This window comes from Bacillus sp. XT-2, from assembly GCF_025696525.1.
In the GTDB taxonomy this organism is placed as follows: Bacteria; Bacillota; Bacilli; order Bacillales; family Bacillaceae; genus Bacillus; species Bacillus halotolerans.
This window is the reverse complement of the sequence record NZ_JAHVOC010000003.1, coordinates 373,630-392,693: the sequence shown is the minus strand read 5'-3', so window position 1 is coordinate 392,693 and position 19,064 is coordinate 373,630. Positions and strand designations below refer to the sequence as shown.

The window sequence follows — 19,064 nt, the reverse complement described above, 5'->3', positions numbered from 1 at the left end:
GATGATCCTTTATCAAGTTTTTTCGGTTTTAAGCTTATTAATTACAATATACTCATTTGCCCTGATCATATATATTTTTATGTCATGGGTGCCGAGTACGAGGGAAACAGCAGTCGGACGGTTTTTAGCGTCGATCTGTGAACCATATCTCGAGCCATTCAGAAAAATCATCCCTCCAATTGCAATGCTGGATATCTCGCCAATCGTAGCCATTCTTGTGCTGCGGTTTGCAACAACCGGCTTGTGGGGGCTTTATCGCATGATTGCGTTTTAAGGTGACAGTTTGATAGGGGGCTTGGCAGCAGCCAAGCCTCTTTACATAGAAGGGAAAGACGATGAGCGATATTTATCAGCACTTCAGAAAAGAAGAGCGTGCCTTTATCGATCAGGCGCTCGAATGGAAAAGAATTGTCCAGGAACAGTACCGGATGAAGCTGACCGACTTTTTAGATCCCCGGGAGCAGGTCATTCTCGCTGCGGTCACGGGACAGGCAGATGTAGGACTGGCTTTTTCCGGCGGCTATGACAGAGCGGAGCGAAAACGGGCCATTTTATATCCTGAGTACATTACGCCGGAAGAATCGGATTTTGAGCTTCAGGCGTTTGACGTTCGCTATGCTGAAAAATTTGTGACGGTTGATCACCGGTCTCTCCTTGGTTCGTTAATGGGAATCGGTCTGAAGCGGCAAAAGTTTGGCGATTTAGTGTTTTCAGAGACGGCGGTGCAAATCATTGTCTCAGCTGATACAGCCGATTTTGTTGCGGCTCAGCTTACCCAAGCCGGAAAAGCTGCAGTCAAGCTTGAGAAAATTGACTTGTCAGACCTTGAAATTCCTGCACGAGATGTCGAAATAAGAGATGACACCGTTTCTTCTTTAAGGCTTGACGCGGTCTGCGCCTCTATGAGCAGGCAATCACGCCAGAAATCACAAACGCTGGTGAAAAACGGTCTCGTAAAAGTGAACTGGAAGGTTGTTGAAGACCCTTCTTACCAGGTTGCTGAAGGGGATATGCTCTCTATCAGGGGCTTTGGCCGCTGCAGCCTGACAAAAATCGAAGGGAAAACCAAAAAAGACAAGTGGAGAGTCACGTTTGAACGACAAAAATAGTCGGTTTTTCAGTTTTTTTCTCCATCTGTGCGAAATTTGTTTTATAATGTGAACTAGATAACCGTACTGAAATGTAAAAAATGGAGGTGGCATCATGCCATTAACGCCGAATGATATTCACAACAAGACGTTTACAAAAAGTTTTCGCGGATATGATGAAGACGAGGTAAATGAATTTCTGAGTCAAGTCAGAAAAGATTACGAAATTGTTCTCCGTAAAAAAACAGAGCTTGAAGCGAAAGTCAATGAGCTCGATGAAAGAATCGGACACTTTGCCAACATTGAAGAAACGCTGAATAAATCCATTCTGGTTGCCCAAGAAGCAGCTGAGGACGTAAAGCGCAATTCTCAAAAGGAAGCAAAGCTGATTGTTCGGGAAGCGGAGAAAAACGCTGATCGCATCATCAACGAATCTTTATCGAAATCAAGAAAAATCGCAATGGAAATCGAAGAGCTGAAAAAACAGTCTAAAGTGTTCAGAACACGTTTCCAAATGCTGATTGAAGCGCAGCTTGATCTTCTGAAAAATGATGATTGGGATCATTTGCTTGAGTATGAAGTCGACGCTGTGTTTGAGGAAAAGGAATAAATTCTCTGATTACCTTGACATTTTCTTAGCTTGTCGAATATAATACGTTCATAAATTCAGATGAAAAGACGGTTGAAAGGGACAGTCATGTTTCCATCATGCCTTCATAGCGACCCGGAGATGGTGAAAGTCCGGGATGGCCGGAATCATGTAGATCAGCCCTTAAGTTTCCTTTCTGAACTCACAGTAGGTTAGGACGTTCATCACGTTACGATGCTCGAGAGGAAAAAGCGTAAGCCTGGCTTTTTCTAAAAGGGTGGTACCGCGAGATAAGCTTTCTCGTCCCTTATGGGATGAGAGGGCTTTTTTTATTTTCTGAAAAAATTGGTGGAGGAATGAAAATGGATTACAAAGACACGCTCTTAATGCCGAAAACAGATTTTCCGATGCGAGGCAACTTGCCAAACCGTGAGCCTGACATGCAAAAGAAATGGGAGGAGCAGGATATCTACAGTCTAGTACAGGAACGGACGAAAGACCGCCCTAAATTTGTTTTACATGACGGACCTCCGTACGCAAACGGCGATATCCACATGGGCCACGCGCTTAACAAAATTTTAAAGGACTTCATCGTCCGCTACAAATCAATGAGCGGGTACAACGCACCGTATGTACCGGGCTGGGATACACACGGGTTGCCGATTGAAACAGCTCTTACAAAAAACAAAAAAGTGAACCGCAAAGAAATGTCAGTAGCTGAATTCCGCAAGCTATGCGAAGAATATGCATGGAAGCAAATTGAGGGTCAGCGTGAGCAATTCAAGCGTCTTGGAGTCCGCGGCGACTGGGAAAATCCATATGTGACACTGAAACCGGAATATGAAGCGCAGCAAATCCGCGTTTTCGGTGAAATGGCAAAACGAGGCTATATTTATAAAGGCCTTAAACCGGTTAACTGGTCACCTTCAAGTGAGTCTGCTTTAGCTGAAGCGGAAATCGAATATCAAGACAAACGCTCAGCATCTATTTACGTTGCTTTTGGCGTAAAAGACGGAAAAGGCGTGCTTGAAAATGGCGAGCGCATCATCATTTGGACAACAACGCCTTGGACGATTCCTGCAAACCTCGGCATTTCAGTTCATCCTGATCTGGAATACAGCGTGATTGCAGTCGGTGATGATCGCTTTGTTGTAGCAAGTGCACTGGTTGAAGCTGTAGCTTCTGCATGCGGCTTTGAGCAGTATGAAGTGACAAGAACGATCAAAGGGAAAGATCTCGAAAATATTATCGCTGAACATCCGCTATACGGCAGAGATTCACTCGTTATGCTTGGCGATCACGTGACAACTGACGCCGGAACAGGCTGTGTTCATACAGCACCGGGACATGGGGAAGATGACTTTATCATTGGCCAAAAATACGGCTTAGACGTCCTTTGTCCGGTTGATGAAAAAGGTGTGATGACAAGCGAAGCTCCTGGCTTTGAAGGTATGTTCTATGATGATGCAAACAAAGTGATCACACAGCAGCTCGAAGAAAAAGGCGCACTCGTGAAGCTTGAATTCATTACACACTCCTATCCGCACGATTGGAGAACAAAGAAACCAACCATTTTCAGAGCAACTGCGCAATGGTTTGCGTCTATTAAAGATTTCAGATCAGACCTGCTGGATGCCATTAAAGAAACCAAATGGGTTCCTGAATGGGGCGAGCAGCGTTTGCACAACATGGTTCGTGACCGCGGAGACTGGTGTATTTCCAGACAGCGTGCATGGGGTGTGCCGATTCCGGTATTTTATGCTGAAAACGGCGAGCCAATCATCACAGATGAAACGATTGAGCACGTTTCAGAATTGTTTAGACAACATGGCTCAAACATTTGGTTTGAAAAAGAAGCGAAGGATCTTCTTCCGGAAGGCTTTACGCATCCTGGAAGCCCGAACGGCACTTTTACAAAAGAACAGGACATCATGGATGTTTGGTTTGATTCTGGTTCTTCCCACCAAGCGGTGCTTGAAGAACGCGAGGATCTCGTTCGGCCGGCTGATTTATACCTTGAAGGCTCTGACCAATACCGGGGCTGGTTTAACTCATCTCTATCAACAGCAGTAGCCGTAACAGGAAAAGCGCCATATAAAGGTGTGCTCAGCCATGGGTTTGCACTGGATGGAGAAGGACGCAAAATGAGTAAATCCATCGGTAACGTCGTCGTTCCAGCAAAAGTCATGAAACAGCTTGGCGCCGACATTTTGAGATTATGGGTGTCTTCTGTTGACTACCAGGCGGATGTTCGCGTGTCTGATGCGATTCTGAAGCAGGTTGCTGAAGTATACCGTAAAATCCGCAACACGTTCCGTTTCCTTCACGGCAACCTGTTCGATTTTGATCCAAAAACAAATGCGGTGGCTGTTGAAGATCTTCGTGAAGTCGATCAGTACATGCTGATTAAGCTAAACAAACTGATTGATAAAGTGAAAAAAGCGTATGACGAGTACGAATTTGCGGTTGTGTATCACAGCATCCATAATTTCTGTACAATTGAATTAAGCTCATTCTATCTGGATTTCGCTAAGGATATTGTATACATTGAGCATGCGGATCATCCGGATAGACGCAGCATGCAGACTGTATTCTACGAAACGCTGCTTGCGTTAGTGAAGCTTACAGCACCGATTCTGCCTCATACCGCTGACGAATTATGGTCTCACTTAACATTCGTTGACGAGCAGAGCGTTCAGCTGACAGACATGCCGGAAACGATTGCGGTTCCAAACAGCGAAGCGACAGAAGATAAGTTTGACCGTTTTATGTCTCTTCGTGATGATGTGCTAAAAGCGTTAGAAACAGCGCGAAATGAAAAAATCATTGGTAAATCATTGGAAGCAAGCCTGAAATTGTATCCGAATAAAGAAAACAAAGAGCTATTAGCTTCTATTAAAGAAAATCTTTCTCAGCTGTTTATTGTTTCTGAATTAACCATCAGCGAAGAAAATGAAGCGCCAAACGATGCGCAAAGCTTTGAGACGGGGAAAATCGCTGTCGAGAAAGCTGAAGGTGAAATGTGTGAGAGATCCCGTGTGATTTCTAAAGATGTAGGTGCGAACCCGAAATATCCTACATTGTCACTGCGCAACGCTGAAATCGTTGAAAAGTATTATCAGAACTAATGAAAAGAGCCCGGCGCAAAAGCCGGGCCTTTTTTTGTGCCAAGAGTGACATCGTTTAGAATGGCAGGAAAAATCTTATGGGCTTTAGATCATCATTCACAGGTAACAATATAGGTATTACGTTAAGAGCAGGAGTTGTGATGAATGAATGATCAACTGACCGCAATTTATACGGAACTTCTTCTGATGAAAGAAGAATTACAGTCGAGATTATTTGAGTATTCTTGCTTTCAGGTTTCAACAAGCCCGCAAGCAGCAATCAATCATAAACAAAAAGCAACTCTGATCTATCATATTAAAGAAGAGCTTCAAGACGTTCTTCTCGCATTGTCGAAAATTGAGGACGGCACATTCGGATACTGTGAAGAAACTGGAGCTCCCATTCCTCTTTCAAAGCTGGCTGTGCTGCCGACAGCGCGAACAGCAAATGATTTTCTGTATTCAGTCCAATTTGAAAAAAAAACACTTCCTCTGTGGAAATCAACTGATATTGAATATGATCAGGCGCTGTATGAATAACAGCGCCTCTCCGATTAAGTCTGTATAGAGGCTGATATTTCTTTACTCCAGTGCTTTTTATTGATAAAATGCATAATGGACTAAAGTAACCGTATAATGGAGGAACGTTTGTGCTGTATTACGTTATCGCACTACTTATTATCGCAGCTGATCAACTGACAAAATGGCTTGTCGTCAAGAACATGGAACTTGGACAAAGCATACCGATCATTGATCAGGTATTCTATATCACCTCCCATCGCAATACGGGTGCGGCGTGGGGGATATTAGCCGGTCAGATGTGGTTTTTCTACCTCATCACAACTGCAGTCATTATTGGTATTGTTTATTACATACAGCGTTATACGAAAGGGCAAAAGCTTCTTGGTGTTTCCCTTGGACTCATGCTTGGCGGCGCCATCGGCAATTTTATCGATCGGGCTGTCAGACAGGAAGTGGTGGATTTTATCCATGTCATTATCGTCAATTACAATTACCCGATTTTTAATATCGCGGACTCTTCATTATGTGTCGGCGTAATGCTTTTATTTATACAAATGCTGTTGGACAGCGGGAAAAAGAAGAAGGAGCAATAGCATGAATCAATTTGACATAACCGCTTCAGAAGAACAAAAAAGTGAGCGGATTGATAAATTTCTGGCATCGACTGAAAATGGTTGGTCGAGAACCCAGGTGCAGCTATGGGTGAAGGACGGACAAGTTGTCGTGAACGGAAGCCCTGTAAAATCGAATTATAAAATTCAGCCGGGGGATCAGGTGACTGTCACTGTGCCTGAGCCTGAAGCGCTCGACGTGCTGGCAGAACCTATGGATCTGGATATTTACTATGAAGATCAGGATGTGCTGGTCGTCAATAAACCTCGCGGAATGGTTGTGCACCCAGCTCCCGGGCATCTTACGGGTACACTTGTAAACGGCCTTATGGCTCATTGTACGGACCTATCCGGAATAAATGGCGTGATGCGTCCGGGGATCGTCCACAGAATCGATAAGGACACGTCTGGCTTATTAATGGTGGCGAAGAATGATATGGCGCACGAGTCACTTGTAAACCAATTGGTCAACAAAACGGTTACGCGGAAATATACGGCAGTTGTCCATGGGCTTATTTCTCACGATGATGGTACAATTGATGCGCCGATCGGGCGGGATAAGAAAGATCGGCAAAGCATGACTGTAACACGTGATGGAAAAAACGCCGTCACTCATTTTCATGTTCTTGACCGCTTCCAGGAATTTACGCTTGTGGAATGCCAGCTTGAAACAGGAAGAACGCACCAAATCCGTGTGCATATGAAGTATATCGGATTCCCGTTAGCAGGAGATCCGAAATACGGGCCGAGAAAAACGATCGATTTTAACGGACAGGCGCTTCATGCCGGAATTTTAGGTTTTCAGCATCCGCGCACTGACGAATATATCGAATTTGAGGCACCGCTTCCTGATGATATGTCTGCTTTAATCGAAAATCTGAGAAAAACCCGTTGACAGGGCATCTCTTTTCTGAAATAATAAACGAAGCTGAATAGATTCTTTAAAACAGTCCAGAGAGGCTGAGAAGGATAACGGATTGACGGGATACGTGTATATGCACGCATCTTGTCCTAAAACCCCTCTCTGCCAATGGCAAGAGGGGTTTTTTCTTCTAAATGAACTGTGAGGTGTCACATAATGAATCAAAAAGCTGTCATTCTCGACGAACAGGCAATCAGACGTGCGCTGACCAGAATTGCTCACGAAATGATTGAACGCAATAAAGGGATGAACAACTGCATCCTTGTCGGTATCAAGACAAGAGGTATTTACTTGGCAAAACGCCTCGCCGAACGGATAGAACAGATTGAAGGGAATCCTGTAACGGTTGGAGAAATTGATATCACCCTTTACAGAGACGATCTATCCAAAAAAACGAGCAATGAAGAACCGCTCGTGAAAGGTGCAGATATACCGGTAGACATCACAGATCAAAAAGTAATTGTCGTAGATGATGTTCTTTACACAGGAAGAACGGTCAGAGCCGCAATGGACGCCCTTGTCGATGTAGGCAGACCTTCCTCAATTCAACTGGCTGTGCTTGTTGACAGAGGACACAGAGAACTGCCGATCCGAGCAGATTACATCGGGAAAAACATCCCGACTTCAAAAGCTGAAAAGGTTATGGTTCAGCTTGATGAGGTTGACAAAAACGATCTCGTCGCCATTTATGAAAATGAATAATGTATCACCTTTTTAAAGTAATCCAGAGAGGTTGCAAAGAGGTGCACAGCGAAGCCCCGAAAGTATGCGGCCGGTCTTTGTATGCCTCTTTGCGTAAAAACAGCAAAGAGGTTTTTTTATACAGTTATTAAGTCATCCTAATATGAAAAGTCATCAATCAGGGGGAAAATCATCATGAGTAAGAAAAAAGTTAATTTAGGAGTCAGGGAAATCCCGAAACCTTTCTCTTGGGTTTCGTTCAGCCTGCAGCATTTATTTGCGATGTTTGGCTCAACGATTTTGGTTCCGAAGCTGGTCGGAATGAGTCCTGCTGTTGCATTGGTGACGAGCGGTATCGGAACACTTGCTTACCTTCTGATCACGAAAGGACAAATACCAGCGTATCTCGGTTCATCCTTTGCCTTTATTTCTCCGATCATCTTGGTAAAAGCGACCGGCGGACCCGGAGCGGCAATGGTTGGTGCGTTTCTGGCAGGGCTTGTGTACGGGCTGATTGCCTTGCTGATCAGACAGCTCGGAACAGGCTGGCTGATGAAGCTTCTCCCGCCTGTCGTCGTAGGTCCGGTTATTATCGTCATTGGACTGGGTCTGGCCGGCACAGCGGTAAATATGGCCATGTATGCTGATCCGAATGCCAGTGAGCTGGTTTACAGCTTAAAACATTTCAGTGTTGCAGGTGTCACTTTAGCGATCACGATCATTTGCGCGATTTTCTTGCGGGGCTTCTTAAGCTTAATCCCGGTCTTGATCGGAATCATCGGCGGATACTTGTTTGCCTTGACTCAAGGAATTGTCAACTTCCAGCCGGTGCTTGACGCGAAATGGTTTGCAGTCCCTGAATTTATCATCCCGTTTAAAGATTATACGCCGTCAGTGACACTTGGCATCGCCGCAGCAATGGTCCCTGTCGCATTTGTTACCATGTCAGAGCATATCGGCCACCAGATGGTGCTGAGCAAAGTTGTAGGACAAGACTTCATTAAAAAACCGGGTCTCCATCGCTCGATAATGGGCGACAGCGCGGCCACAATCCTTGCTTCCTTGATTGGCGGCCCGCCTACAACAACTTATGGAGAAAACATTGGCGTACTGGCCATTACGAGAGTGTTCAGCGTCTTTGTTATCGGAGGCGCGGCAGTGATTGCCCTTTGCTTCGGCTTCATCGGCAAAATATCTGCGCTTATCAGTTCAGTCCCGTCAGCGGTTATGGGAGGCGTTTCCTTCCTGCTGTTCGGCATCATCGCTTCAAGCGGCTTGAGAATGCTGATTGACAACAAAATTGATTATGAAAATAACAGAAACCTCATCATCACATCAGTCATCCTTGTAATCGGCGTAGGCGGCGCTTTTATTCAGGTGTCTGAAGGAGGATTCCAAGTGTCAGGCATGGCGCTTGCGGCAATTGTAGGTGTCATCTTAAACCTGATTCTTCCACAAGCGAAGGAAGAGCAGGCAGACACATCCGAACAACATCATATTTAAACCTTTTAATGAAAGTCCAGAGAGGCTTGGAAGGGTTATAAAGAGAAGAAAGCTTCACGCTGCTCCTCTATTTAACCGTACCCCGAGTCTATCCAAGACCGGGGTTTTTTCAGCCTTAAACAAGTTGAAATGAGAGGAGAAAGAAAATGAAGCATTTAACGACGATGAGTGAACTCAGCACTGGGGAAATCAAAGATTTGCTTCAAACTGCGCAAGACCTCAAAAACGGAAAAACAGACCATCAGCTGACAGGTAAATTTGCAGCGAATCTGTTTTTTGAACCAAGCACCAGAACACGATTCAGCTTTGAGGTAGCTGAAAAGAAACTGGGCATGAATGTCCTGAATCTCGACGGAACAAGCACCAGCGTACAAAAAGGCGAAACCTTATATGACACAATTCGAACGCTCGAATCAATCGGTGTTGACGTGTGTGTCATCAGAAACAGTGAGGATGAGTACTACAAAGAGCTTGTCGGACATGTAAATATCCCGATTCTGAATGCGGGAGACGGGTGCGGCCAGCATCCCACACAATCATTGCTTGATTTAATGACAATCAATGAAGAATTCAATACGTTCAAAGGCCTTACCGTCTCCATTCACGGCGACATTAAGCACAGCAGAGTCGCGAGGTCTAATGCTGAAGTGTTGACAAGACTCGGTGCCCGCGTTCTGTTTTCCGGTCCGCCGGAATGGCAGGATGAAGAAAATACGTTTGGCGCGTATGTCTCAATGGATAAAGCAGTAGAGACTTCGGATGTTGTCATGCTGCTGCGTATTCAAAATGAAAGACATCAGTCAGCTGTCAGCCATGAAGGCTATTTAAATGAATTCGGCTTGACTGTAGAACGGGCTCAACGTATGAAGCAGCATGCGATTATTATGCACCCGGCGCCTGTGAACAGAGGAGTGGAGATTGATCACAGCTTAGTAGAAAGTGGAAAATCAAGAATCTTCAAACAAATGCAAAATGGCGTATTTATCAGAATGGCAGTGTTACAGCGAGCCTTACAAACCAATGCGAAAAGAGGAGAAGCAGCGTATGTCATATCTCATTAAAAACGGCTGGATACTTAACGAAAATGGTGAAAAAACAGAACAGGATATTCGAGTGACAGGAGAGGTCATCTCAGAAATCGGCAAGCTTGATGCAGCAGATGGAGAAACGGTTATTGACGCGAAAGGATTGCTCGTTTCACCGGGCTTTGTTGACCTCCATGTACACTTTAGAGAGCCTGGCGGAGAGAAAAAAGAAACCATTGAAACCGGCGCAAAAGCGGCGGCGCGCGGCGGTTATACAACAGTAGCAGCCATGCCGAATACACGGCCGGTTCCTGATACGAAGGAGCAGATGGAATGGGTGCAAAGCCGCATTAAAGAAACATCATGCGTCAGAGTCCTTCCTTATGCATCTATTACGATCAGACAAATTGGCGATGAGATGACAAACTTTGAAGCATTAAAAGAAGCTGGGGCATTTGCATTTACAGATGACGGTGTCGGTATACAGACAGCAGGAATGATGTATGAAGCAATGAAACGCGCAGCCGCGATTGACAAAGCGATTGTCGCACATTGCGAGGATAACTCCTTAATTTACGGAGGCAGCGTCCATGAGGGGACGTTTTCAAAAGCGAACGGGCTTAACGGCATTCCTTCTGTGTGTGAATCGGTTCATATTGCCCGTGACGTGTTACTGGCTGAGGCGGCAAACTGCCATTACCATGTATGCCATATCAGCACGAAAGAATCTGTGAGAGTCGTGCGTGATGCGAAAAAAGCGGGAATTCGGGTCACAGCAGAAGTTTCACCTCACCATTTACTGCTTTGTGATGAAGACATTCCCGGGCTGGATACAAACTATAAAATGAACCCGCCGCTGCGCGGTGCGGAAGATAGAGAAGCACTGATTGAAGGACTTTTAGACGGAACGATCGACTTTATAGCAACCGACCATGCGCCGCATACAGAAGAAGAGAAAAACACAGAAATGAAGCTGGCGCCGTTCGGAATTGTCGGTTTGGAAACAGCGTTCCCGCTTCTTTACACACATTTTGTTAAAAACGGCAGCTGGACGCTGAAACAGCTGATTGATTATATGACAATCAAGCCTTGCGAAGCGTTTGGTCTCCCATATGGAACACTGAAAACGGGACAAGCAGCTGACATCACGTTAATCGACCTGGAAAGAGAAGCAGTTATAGACAAAGAAACATTCTTATCTAAAGGTAAAAACACACCATTTAACGGCCTTAACTGCAGCGGCTGGCCAGTCGCTACAATTGCAGCAGGAACGCTTGCTTATGAAGAAGGGAGACTTGTGAAATGAAAAGACGATTAGTACTGGAAAACGGAGCGGTATTTGAGGGAAAAGCCTTCGGGAGCTTGGAGCACAGCATGGGAGAAGTCGTTTTCAATACCGGTATGACTGGTTATCAGGAAATTTTGTCAGACCCTTCTTATTGCGGGCAGATCGTTACGTTAACATATCCGCTTATCGGAAATTACGGGATTAACCGTGATGACTTTGAATCCATTACGCCTTTTGTTAAAGGATTGATTGTAAAAGAATTATGTGAACTGCCTTCCAACTGGCGTTCAGCTTACACATTGGATGAGTATTTAAAAATGAAAAACATTCCGGGACTGCAAGGAATTGATACGAGAAAGCTGACGAGAATGATCCGCACGGCCGGCGCGCTAAAAGGAACGTTTGCCTCACCTGATGAAGATATCGAAGCAGTACTGAAAAGACTGAACGAAACTGAACTGCCGAGAAATCAAGTATCCCAAGTGTCAGCCAAAACAGCATACCCAAGTCCGGGAAGAGGCAAACGCATTGTCTTGGTGGACTTTGGCATGAAGCACGGCATTTTAAGAGAGCTGAACAAACGGAAATGTGACGTCATTGTTGTGCCTTACAATGTAACAGCAGAAGAAGTCCTTCAGCTGAAGCCAGACGGCATCATGCTTTCTAACGGTCCTGGCGACCCGAAAGATGTGCCTGAAGCAATTGAAATGATAAAAGGTGTTCTTGGAAAAGTGCCATTATTCGGAATTTGTCTCGGCCACCAGTTATTTGCGCTGGCGTGCGGAGCCGATACTGAAAAAATGAAATTCGGTCACAGGGGCTCTAACCATCCGGTAAAAGAGCTTGCAACCGGAAAAGTTGCCTTAACATCCCAAAACCATGGATATACAGTTTCATCTATCAATGAAACAGAGCTTGAAGTCACACACATCGCGATAAACGACGATACGATTGAAGGGCTGAAACACAAAACACTGCCGGCATTTACGGTTCAATATCATCCGGAAGCATCACCCGGTCCTGAGGACGCTAATCATCTATTTGACAGATTTATCGAAATGATCGAAACAACAGAGAAAGAAGGGGAAGCGGTATGCCAAAACGCGTAGACATTAACAAAATTTTAGTAATTGGGTCAGGACCAATTATCATCGGTCAGGCAGCTGAATTTGATTATGCGGGAACTCAAGCCTGCCTTGCATTAAAAGAAGAAGGCTATGAGGTTATTCTTGTCAACTCAAACCCGGCGACGATCATGACCGATACAGAAATGGCTGACCGGGTATACATCGAACCGCTGACATCTGAATTTCTGACACGGATCATCAGAAAAGAGCGTCCTGACGCCATTCTTCCTACACTCGGCGGGCAAACAGGCTTGAATCTTGCGGTTGAGCTTTCTGAGCAAGGTGTGCTGGAGGAGTGCGGCGTTGAGGTGCTCGGCACAAAGCTGTCTGCAATCCAGCAAGCTGAGGACCGTGACTTGTTCAGAACATTAATGAATGAGCTGAATGAACCCGTCCCTGAAAGTGAGATCATTCACTCGCTTGAAGAAGCCGAGAATTTCGTCAGCCAAATCGGATTTCCTGTCATTGTCCGCCCTGCATATACATTAGGCGGCACAGGCGGAGGGATTTGCTCCACTGAAGCCGAGCTGAAAGAAATTGTTGAAAACGGCTTAAAATTAAGCCCGGTTCACCAATGTTTGCTTGAAAAAAGCATTGCCGGCTACAAAGAAATCGAATACGAAGTCATGAGAGACAGCCAAGATCATGCGATTGTCGTTTGTAATATGGAGAACATTGATCCGGTCGGAATCCATACAGGAGACAGTATTGTCGTCGCACCGAGCCAAACGCTCAGCGACCGGGAATATCAGCTCCTGCGGAATGTATCTTTAAAACTGATCCGTGCGCTTGGAATTGAAGGCGGATGTAACGTACAGCTCGCTTTAGATCCAGACAGCTTCCAATACTACATCATTGAAGTGAACCCGCGTGTCAGTCGTTCATCTGCCCTTGCATCAAAAGCGACAGGCTATCCGATCGCAAAGCTCGCAGCTAAAATCGCCGTCGGCCTTTCATTAGACGAGATGATGAATCCGGTGACAGGTAAGACATACGCAGCGTTTGAACCAGCGCTGGACTATGTCGTATCTAAAATACCGCGCTGGCCATTTGATAAGTTTGAATCAGCAAACAGAAGGCTCGGCACTCAGATGAAAGCGACGGGAGAGGTAATGGCGATTGGCCGCACGCTTGAAGAATCGCTGCTGAAAGCTGTGCGTTCACTGGAAGCTGATGTGTATCATCTTGAATTAAAAGATGCCGCTGATATTTCAGATGAGCTTCTCGAGAAGCGGATTAAAAAAGCCGGAGACGAGCGTTTATTCTACCTGGCTGAAGCGTACAGAAGGGGCTACACAGTTGAGCAGCTTCATGAATTCTCTGCCATCGACCTCTTTTTCCTGCATAAGCTGTTCGGAATCGTTCAGTTTGAAAAAGAGCTGAAAGCAAATGCGGGTGATACAGATGTGCTGAGACGGGCAAAAGAACTCGGATTTTCTGATAAGTACATCAGCCGCGAGTGGAAAATGAAAGAATCTGAGCTTTACAGCATGAGAAAACAAGCGGGAATCGCACCGGTATTTAAAATGGTGGATACGTGCGCGGCGGAATTCGAATCAGAAACGCCATACTTCTACAGCACATATGAAGAAGAAAATGAATCTGTTGTTACAGATAAGAAAAGCGTGATCGTACTTGGCTCCGGTCCGATTCGAATCGGACAGGGGGTTGAATTTGACTACGCTACAGTTCACTCCGTATGGGCAATTAAACAAGCAGGCTATGAGGCAATTATCGTCAATAATAACCCGGAAACCGTGTCGACCGATTTCAGTATCTCAGACAAGCTGTACTTTGAACCGCTTACGATCGAAGATGTCATGCATATCATTGACCTCGAACAGCCGATGGGCGTTGTCGTGCAATTTGGCGGACAAACTGCAATCAACCTTGCTGACGAACTTTCTGCACGCGGAGTCAAAATCCTTGGAACGTCATTAGAAGATTTAGACCGTGCGGAAGACCGGGATAAGTTTGAACAGGCGCTGGAAGAACTTCAAGTGCCGCAGCCGCTTGGCAAAACTGCGACATCGGTTGATCAGGCGGTAAACATCGCAAGCAACATCGGCTATCCGGTACTGGTGCGCCCTTCATATGTGCTTGGCGGACGGGCCATGGAAATTGTCTATCATGAGGAAGAGCTGCTCCATTATATGAAAAACGCAGTCAAAATCAATCCGCAGCATCCAGTCTTAATTGACAGATATCTGACTGGGAAAGAAATCGAAGTGGATGCGGTGTCTGACGGCCAAACCGTTGTCATTCCGGGAATCATGGAGCACATTGAGCGTGCGGGCGTGCACTCCGGAGACTCCATCGCGGTCTATCCGCCGCAGTCTCTGACGGAAGACATTAAGAAAAAAATTGAACAATATACGATCGCACTTGCGAAAGGGCTGAACATTGTCGGCTTGCTCAACATTCAATTCGTCCTGTCACAAGGTGAGGTATACGTGCTTGAAGTCAATCCGAGATCAAGCAGAACGGTGCCGTTCTTAAGCAAGATCACGGGCATCCCGATGGCGAACCTCGCGACAAAAGTCATTCTCGGGCAAAAGCTGGCTGAGTTTGGCTACAATGAAGGTCTGCAGCCTGAACAGCAGGGCGTATTTGTAAAAGCACCGGTCTTCTCCTTCGCGAAGCTGAGAAGAGTGGACATTACGTTAGGGCCTGAAATGAAATCAACTGGTGAGGTCATGGGCAAAGATTCAACCCTTGAAAAGGCCCTCTATAAAGCGCTGATAGCTTCAGGAATTCAAATTCCTAACTACGGTTCCGTGCTTTTAACAGTGGCTGATAAGGACAAAGAAGAAGGGCTTGCCATCGCTAAACGATTCCATGCAATCGGGTATAACATTTTAGCGACCGAAGGAACGGCGGGGTATCTCAAGGAGGCGTCAATTCCAGCGAAGGTCGTCGGAAAAATCGGCCAGGACGGCCCGAACTTGCTTGATGTGATCAGAAACGGAGAAGCCCAGTTTGTCATCAATACGCTGACAAAAGGAAAGCAGCCGGCAAGAGACGGATTTAGAATCAGACGTGAATCAGTAGAAAACGGTGTTGCCTGCTTAACATCTTTAGATACGGCAGAAGCCATTTTGCGGGTGCTGGAAAGCATGACGTTCCGTGCCGATCAAATGCCGGCAATCAACACAAATCAGGAGGCGGCAATCACTATATGAAAAAAGCGAATTTGACGGTGTGTGCTAACCAGCAAATTGCAGACCGGGTGTATCAAATGGTTCTAAAAGGGGAGCTTGTCCAAGGGTTTACTGTCCCGGGACAGTTCCTTCACCTGAAAGTGAGCGAAGCGGTTACGCCTCTTTTGCGAAGACCAATCAGCATTGCTGATGTTAACTTTGAAAAAAATGAAGTCACCATGATTTATCGAGTAGATGGGGAAGGAACAAGACTCTTGTCGCTGAAGCAGAAGGGAGATCTCGTAGATGTCCTCGGGCCTTTGGGCAATGGCTTTCCAGTAGATGAAGTCCAACCCGGAAAGACGGCTTTGCTGGTAGGAGGCGGTGTAGGAGTCCCGCCTCTCCAAGAACTGTCGAAACGTTTAAAGGAAAAAGGCGTAAAGGTCATACACGTTTTAGGATTCCAATCGGCAAAGGATGTTTTTTACGAAAAAGAATGCCGACAGTACGGCGACACATATGTAGCAACAGCTGACGGAAGCTACGGGGAAACCGGGTTTGTCACAGATGTCATCAAACAAAAAAATCTTGAATTTGACATTCTCCTCAGCTGCGGGCCGACACCGATGCTAAAGGCGCTCAAACAAGAATACGCCCACAAAGAGGTTTACATTTCCATGGAAGAACGAATGGGCTGCGGTATTGGTGCATGCTTCGCCTGTGTGTGCCATACAAACGAAAGTGAGACATCCTATGTAAAGGTATGTCTTGACGGACCTGTATTTAAAGCTCAGGAGGTGGCGCTGTAATGCTAGAGGTGAAATTGCCGGGTCTGGATTTGAAAAATCCGATCATTCCCGCATCAGGCTGCTTCGGTTTTGGAAAAGAGTTTGCGCGTTTTTATGATTTGTCTTGTCTCGGAGCAATCATGATCAAAGCTACGACAAAGGAGCCCCGCTTCGGGAATCCGACGCCTAGGGTAGCTGAGACTGGCGCTGGTATGCTCAATGCGATCGGTCTGCAAAATCCAGGGCTGGAAAGCGTCTTAGAAAATGAGCTGCCATGGCTTGAGCAATTTGATACGCCTATTATTGCCAATGTCGCCGGTTCACAGGTCGAGGATTATGTTGAAGTAGCAGAACTTATCAGCAAAGCGCCTAATGTCCATGCGCTTGAATTGAACATTTCCTGTCCGAACGTCAAAACAGGCGGAATTGCTTTTGGCACAAATCCTGCCATGGCTGCTGATTTGACGAAGGCTGTTAAAAAAGTGTCAGATGTGCCTGTATATGTGAAGCTTTCTCCGAATGTGGCAAACATCACAGAAATTGCGGTAGCGATCGAAGAAGCGGGTGCGGATGGTCTAACGATGATCAACACATTAATCGGCATGAGGCTCGATTTAAAATCAGGAAAGCCAATATTAGCCAATAAAACTGGAGGGCTTTCGGGTCCTGCTGTAAAGCCTGTTGCCATCCGCATGGTGTATGAGGTCAGCCAGGCTGTCAGCATTCCGATTATCGGGATGGGAGGCGTTCAGACGGCCGAAGACGCATTGGAATTTCTTCTGGCTGGAGCAAGTGCGGTTGCTGTCGGAACAGCAAACTTCGTGAATCCTTTCGCATGCCCTGACATCATTGAGCAGCTCCCAGCTGTTTTACGCCAATACGGCTATGAATCTGTTGAAGAATGCATCGGAAGGAGCTGGAATCATGAAAAACAACCTGCCCATCATCGCGCTTGATTTTGCATCAGCTGAAGAAACACTGTCGTTTTTAGCGCCTTTTCACAAGGAACCGTTATTTGTGAAGGTTGGAATGGAGCTTTTTTATCAAGAAGGCCCGGCTATCATTGCACAATTAAAAGAAAGAAACTGTGAGATCTTTTTAGATTTAAAGCTACATGACATTCCGACCACGGTGAATAAAGCAATGAAGCGGCTTGCCTGCCTTGGAGTCGATCTCGTCAATGTTCACGCAGCCGGAGGCAAAAAAATGATGGAAGCAGCCTTGGAAGGCTTAGAGGAAGGCACGCCGGCAGGAAAACAACGTCCGTCACTTATTGCGGTAACCCAGCTGACAAGCACATCTGAACAAATGGTGAAGGATGAGCTGCTGATCAGAAAGCCTCTCATCGACACGGTTGTACACTACAGCAAACTGGCGGAGAATAGCGGACTTGATGGAGTGGTGTGCTCTGTTCATGAAGCGAAAGCCATTTACGAAGCAGTGTCGCCGTCGTTTTTGACGGTGACCCCGGGTATCCGTATGTCAGCAGACACTGCGAATGATCAAGTCCGCGTTGCAACGCCTTCTATAGCAAGAGAAAAAGGGTCATCAGCAATTGTTGTGGGACGCTCTATTACAAAAGCTGCAAATCCGCTAAAAGCCTATGAAGCTGTCAAACTCGAATGGGAGGGAATCAAACAATGAAACAAATCATCGCAAAACATCTATTAGACATTCAAGCTGTATTTTTACGCCCGAATGAGCCGTTTACATGGGCGAGCGGCATATTATCCCCAATTTACTGTGACAATCGCCTTACCCTTTCTTTCCCAGAGGTAAGAAATGATGTTGCTGCAGGCATCAGCAAGCTTATCCAAGAGCATTTCCCGAAAGCTGAAATGATCGCAGGAACAGCGACAGCAGGTATCCCTCATGCGGCATTGGCGGCTGACCGTTTGAACCTGCCGATGTGTTATGTGAGAAGCAAACCGAAAGCACATGGAAAAGGCAATCAAATTGAAGGTGCAGTTCAAAAAGGCCAAAAAACAGTTGTCATAGAAGATTTAATTTCCACAGGGGGCAGCGTACTCGAAGCTGCAGCAGCTCTGAAAACCGCTGGCTGTGAAGTGCTTGGTGTGGTATCAATCTTTACGTATGGACTTCCTAAAGCGCAGGAAGCGTTTGCTGAGGCTGATCTTCCATACTACTCGTTAACTGATTATGACACACTGACAGAGGTTGCACTTGAGAATGGAAATATTCATTCAGATGACCTGAAGAAGCTGCAAATATGGAAAACTAATCCCGAGTCAAAAGATTGGTTTAAAAATTAAAAAATAAATTTCAGTATTGTGAAGGGCTTTAATGCCTTGCCACGATTGAAAACAGGCCCTTGGGTCTGTTTTTTTATTAATCCTATAAAAAAACTCGGGTTGACTTATGTTAGAATTGTGCTAAAATTTACTACAAATCTGAAAAACTTATCAAGAGCGGCTGAGGGACTGGTCCTATGAAGCCCGGCAACCTGCACAATGTGTAAGGTGCTACTTCCAGCAAAATGTATTCCATTTTGAAAGATAAGGGCTACATGCAGTTCCTGTCTTTCTTTCCGCCGGATTGAAAGTTTTTTATTTTAAGAGGGGCTGTTTACGGAGATAACAGCAGCCGCATCACATTACAATTGGGAAAGACAACCGGCAGAAAGCTACTGTTTGTTTGTCTCCGAAAGGAGGA

At 45.8% G+C, this 19,064-nt stretch carries 17 protein-coding genes, 1 riboswitch and 1 other annotated feature; all 17 genes read left to right on the top strand.

What is annotated here, in order from left to right:
- Position 1 precedes the first annotated feature (1 nt).
- The 17 genes from KXD37_RS11690 (at position 2) to pyrE (ending at position 18,664) form a co-directional block, all read left to right on the top strand.
- A complete protein-coding gene (locus KXD37_RS11690) occupies positions 2 to 274 on the top strand; it encodes a YggT family protein (RefSeq protein WP_003221463.1) in 273 nt (90 codons plus the stop codon).
- A 61-nt stretch (positions 275 to 335) separates the two neighbouring features.
- Entirely contained in the window at positions 336 to 1,109 is a 774-nt protein-coding gene (locus tag KXD37_RS11685; protein ID WP_095713801.1) for an RNA-binding protein, read from the top strand.
- A gap of 94 nt (positions 1,110 to 1,203) precedes the next feature.
- Positions 1,204 to 1,698 (top strand): septum site-determining protein DivIVA, encoded by a 495-nt coding sequence (gene divIVA, locus KXD37_RS11680; RefSeq protein WP_010334179.1) that lies wholly within the window; start codon positions 1,204 to 1,206, stop codon positions 1,696 to 1,698.
- Positions 1,699 to 1,760: 62 nt separating this feature from the next.
- Positions 1,761 to 1,988, top strand: a binding site (T-box leader).
- Between the two features lie 51 nt (positions 1,989 to 2,039).
- Positions 2,040 to 4,805 carry an isoleucine--tRNA ligase gene (gene ileS, locus KXD37_RS11675; RefSeq protein WP_188323719.1) on the top strand — a complete coding sequence of 922 codons (2,766 nt, stop codon included), beginning with the start codon at positions 2,040 to 2,042 and terminating at the stop codon, positions 4,803 to 4,805.
- 144 nt (positions 4,806 to 4,949) lie between these two features.
- Positions 4,950 to 5,324: a sporulation-related RNA polymerase-binding protein YlyA gene (ylyA, locus tag KXD37_RS11670; protein WP_024121336.1), complete on the top strand. Its 375-nt coding sequence runs from the start codon at positions 4,950 to 4,952 to the stop codon at positions 5,322 to 5,324.
- 110 nt (positions 5,325 to 5,434) lie between these two features.
- A complete protein-coding gene (gene lspA, locus KXD37_RS11665; RefSeq protein WP_010334181.1) occupies positions 5,435 to 5,899 on the top strand; it encodes a signal peptidase II in 465 nt (154 codons plus the stop codon).
- Between the two features lies 1 nt (position 5,900).
- Complete coding sequence (locus KXD37_RS11660) at positions 5,901 to 6,812, top strand: RluA family pseudouridine synthase (RefSeq protein ID WP_024121337.1); 912 nt, start codon at positions 5,901 to 5,903, stop codon at positions 6,810 to 6,812.
- A gap of 183 nt (positions 6,813 to 6,995) precedes the next feature.
- Positions 6,996 to 7,541 carry a bifunctional pyrimidine operon transcriptional regulator/uracil phosphoribosyltransferase gene (gene pyrR / locus KXD37_RS11655; protein ID WP_024121338.1) on the top strand — a complete coding sequence of 182 codons (546 nt, stop codon included), beginning with the start codon at positions 6,996 to 6,998 and terminating at the stop codon, positions 7,539 to 7,541.
- A 174-nt stretch (positions 7,542 to 7,715) separates the two neighbouring features.
- The gene (gene pyrP, locus KXD37_RS11650; protein ID WP_024121339.1) at positions 7,716 to 9,023 is read left to right on the top strand and encodes a uracil permease PyrP; all 1,308 of its coding nucleotides are present in this window, start codon (positions 7,716 to 7,718) and stop codon (positions 9,021 to 9,023) included.
- Between the two features lie 146 nt (positions 9,024 to 9,169).
- Positions 9,170 to 10,084, top strand: a complete 915-nt coding sequence (locus KXD37_RS11645; RefSeq protein ID WP_254518225.1) for an aspartate carbamoyltransferase catalytic subunit — start codon at positions 9,170 to 9,172, stop codon at positions 10,082 to 10,084.
- Positions 10,068 to 11,354 (top strand): dihydroorotase, encoded by a 1,287-nt coding sequence (locus tag KXD37_RS11640; protein WP_106020666.1) that lies wholly within the window; start codon positions 10,068 to 10,070, stop codon positions 11,352 to 11,354. Before KXD37_RS11645 ends, KXD37_RS11640 begins: the two co-directional genes overlap by 17 nt.
- Positions 11,351 to 12,445 carry a carbamoyl phosphate synthase small subunit gene (locus tag KXD37_RS11635; protein ID WP_059352883.1) on the top strand — a complete coding sequence of 365 codons (1,095 nt, stop codon included), beginning with the start codon at positions 11,351 to 11,353 and terminating at the stop codon, positions 12,443 to 12,445. The genes KXD37_RS11640 and KXD37_RS11635 overlap by 4 nt, the downstream gene beginning before the upstream one ends.
- The gene (gene carB / locus KXD37_RS11630; RefSeq protein ID WP_151175010.1) at positions 12,430 to 15,645 is read left to right on the top strand and encodes a carbamoyl-phosphate synthase (glutamine-hydrolyzing) large subunit; all 3,216 of its coding nucleotides are present in this window, start codon (positions 12,430 to 12,432) and stop codon (positions 15,643 to 15,645) included. The genes KXD37_RS11635 and carB overlap by 16 nt, the downstream gene beginning before the upstream one ends.
- Positions 15,642 to 16,412: a dihydroorotate oxidase B electron transfer subunit gene (pyrK, locus tag KXD37_RS11625; RefSeq protein WP_106020667.1), complete on the top strand. Its 771-nt coding sequence runs from the start codon at positions 15,642 to 15,644 to the stop codon at positions 16,410 to 16,412. Before carB ends, pyrK begins: the two co-directional genes overlap by 4 nt.
- Positions 16,412 to 17,347, top strand: coding sequence for a dihydroorotate dehydrogenase (locus tag KXD37_RS11620; RefSeq protein ID WP_151175012.1), 936 nt, complete (start codon positions 16,412 to 16,414; stop codon positions 17,345 to 17,347). The genes pyrK and KXD37_RS11620 overlap by 1 nt, the downstream gene beginning before the upstream one ends.
- On the top strand, positions 17,316 to 18,035 hold the full coding sequence (gene pyrF, locus KXD37_RS11615) for an orotidine-5'-phosphate decarboxylase (protein ID WP_103671392.1): 720 nt from the start codon (positions 17,316 to 17,318) through the stop codon (positions 18,033 to 18,035). The genes KXD37_RS11620 and pyrF overlap by 32 nt, the downstream gene beginning before the upstream one ends.
- Positions 18,032 to 18,664 carry an orotate phosphoribosyltransferase gene (pyrE, locus tag KXD37_RS11610; RefSeq protein ID WP_286109222.1) on the top strand — a complete coding sequence of 211 codons (633 nt, stop codon included), beginning with the start codon at positions 18,032 to 18,034 and terminating at the stop codon, positions 18,662 to 18,664. The genes pyrF and pyrE overlap by 4 nt, the downstream gene beginning before the upstream one ends.
- Before the next feature lie 144 nt (positions 18,665 to 18,808).
- Positions 18,809 to 18,914: riboswitch (SAM riboswitch) on the top strand.
- Positions 18,915 to 19,064: the final 150 nt, after the last annotated feature.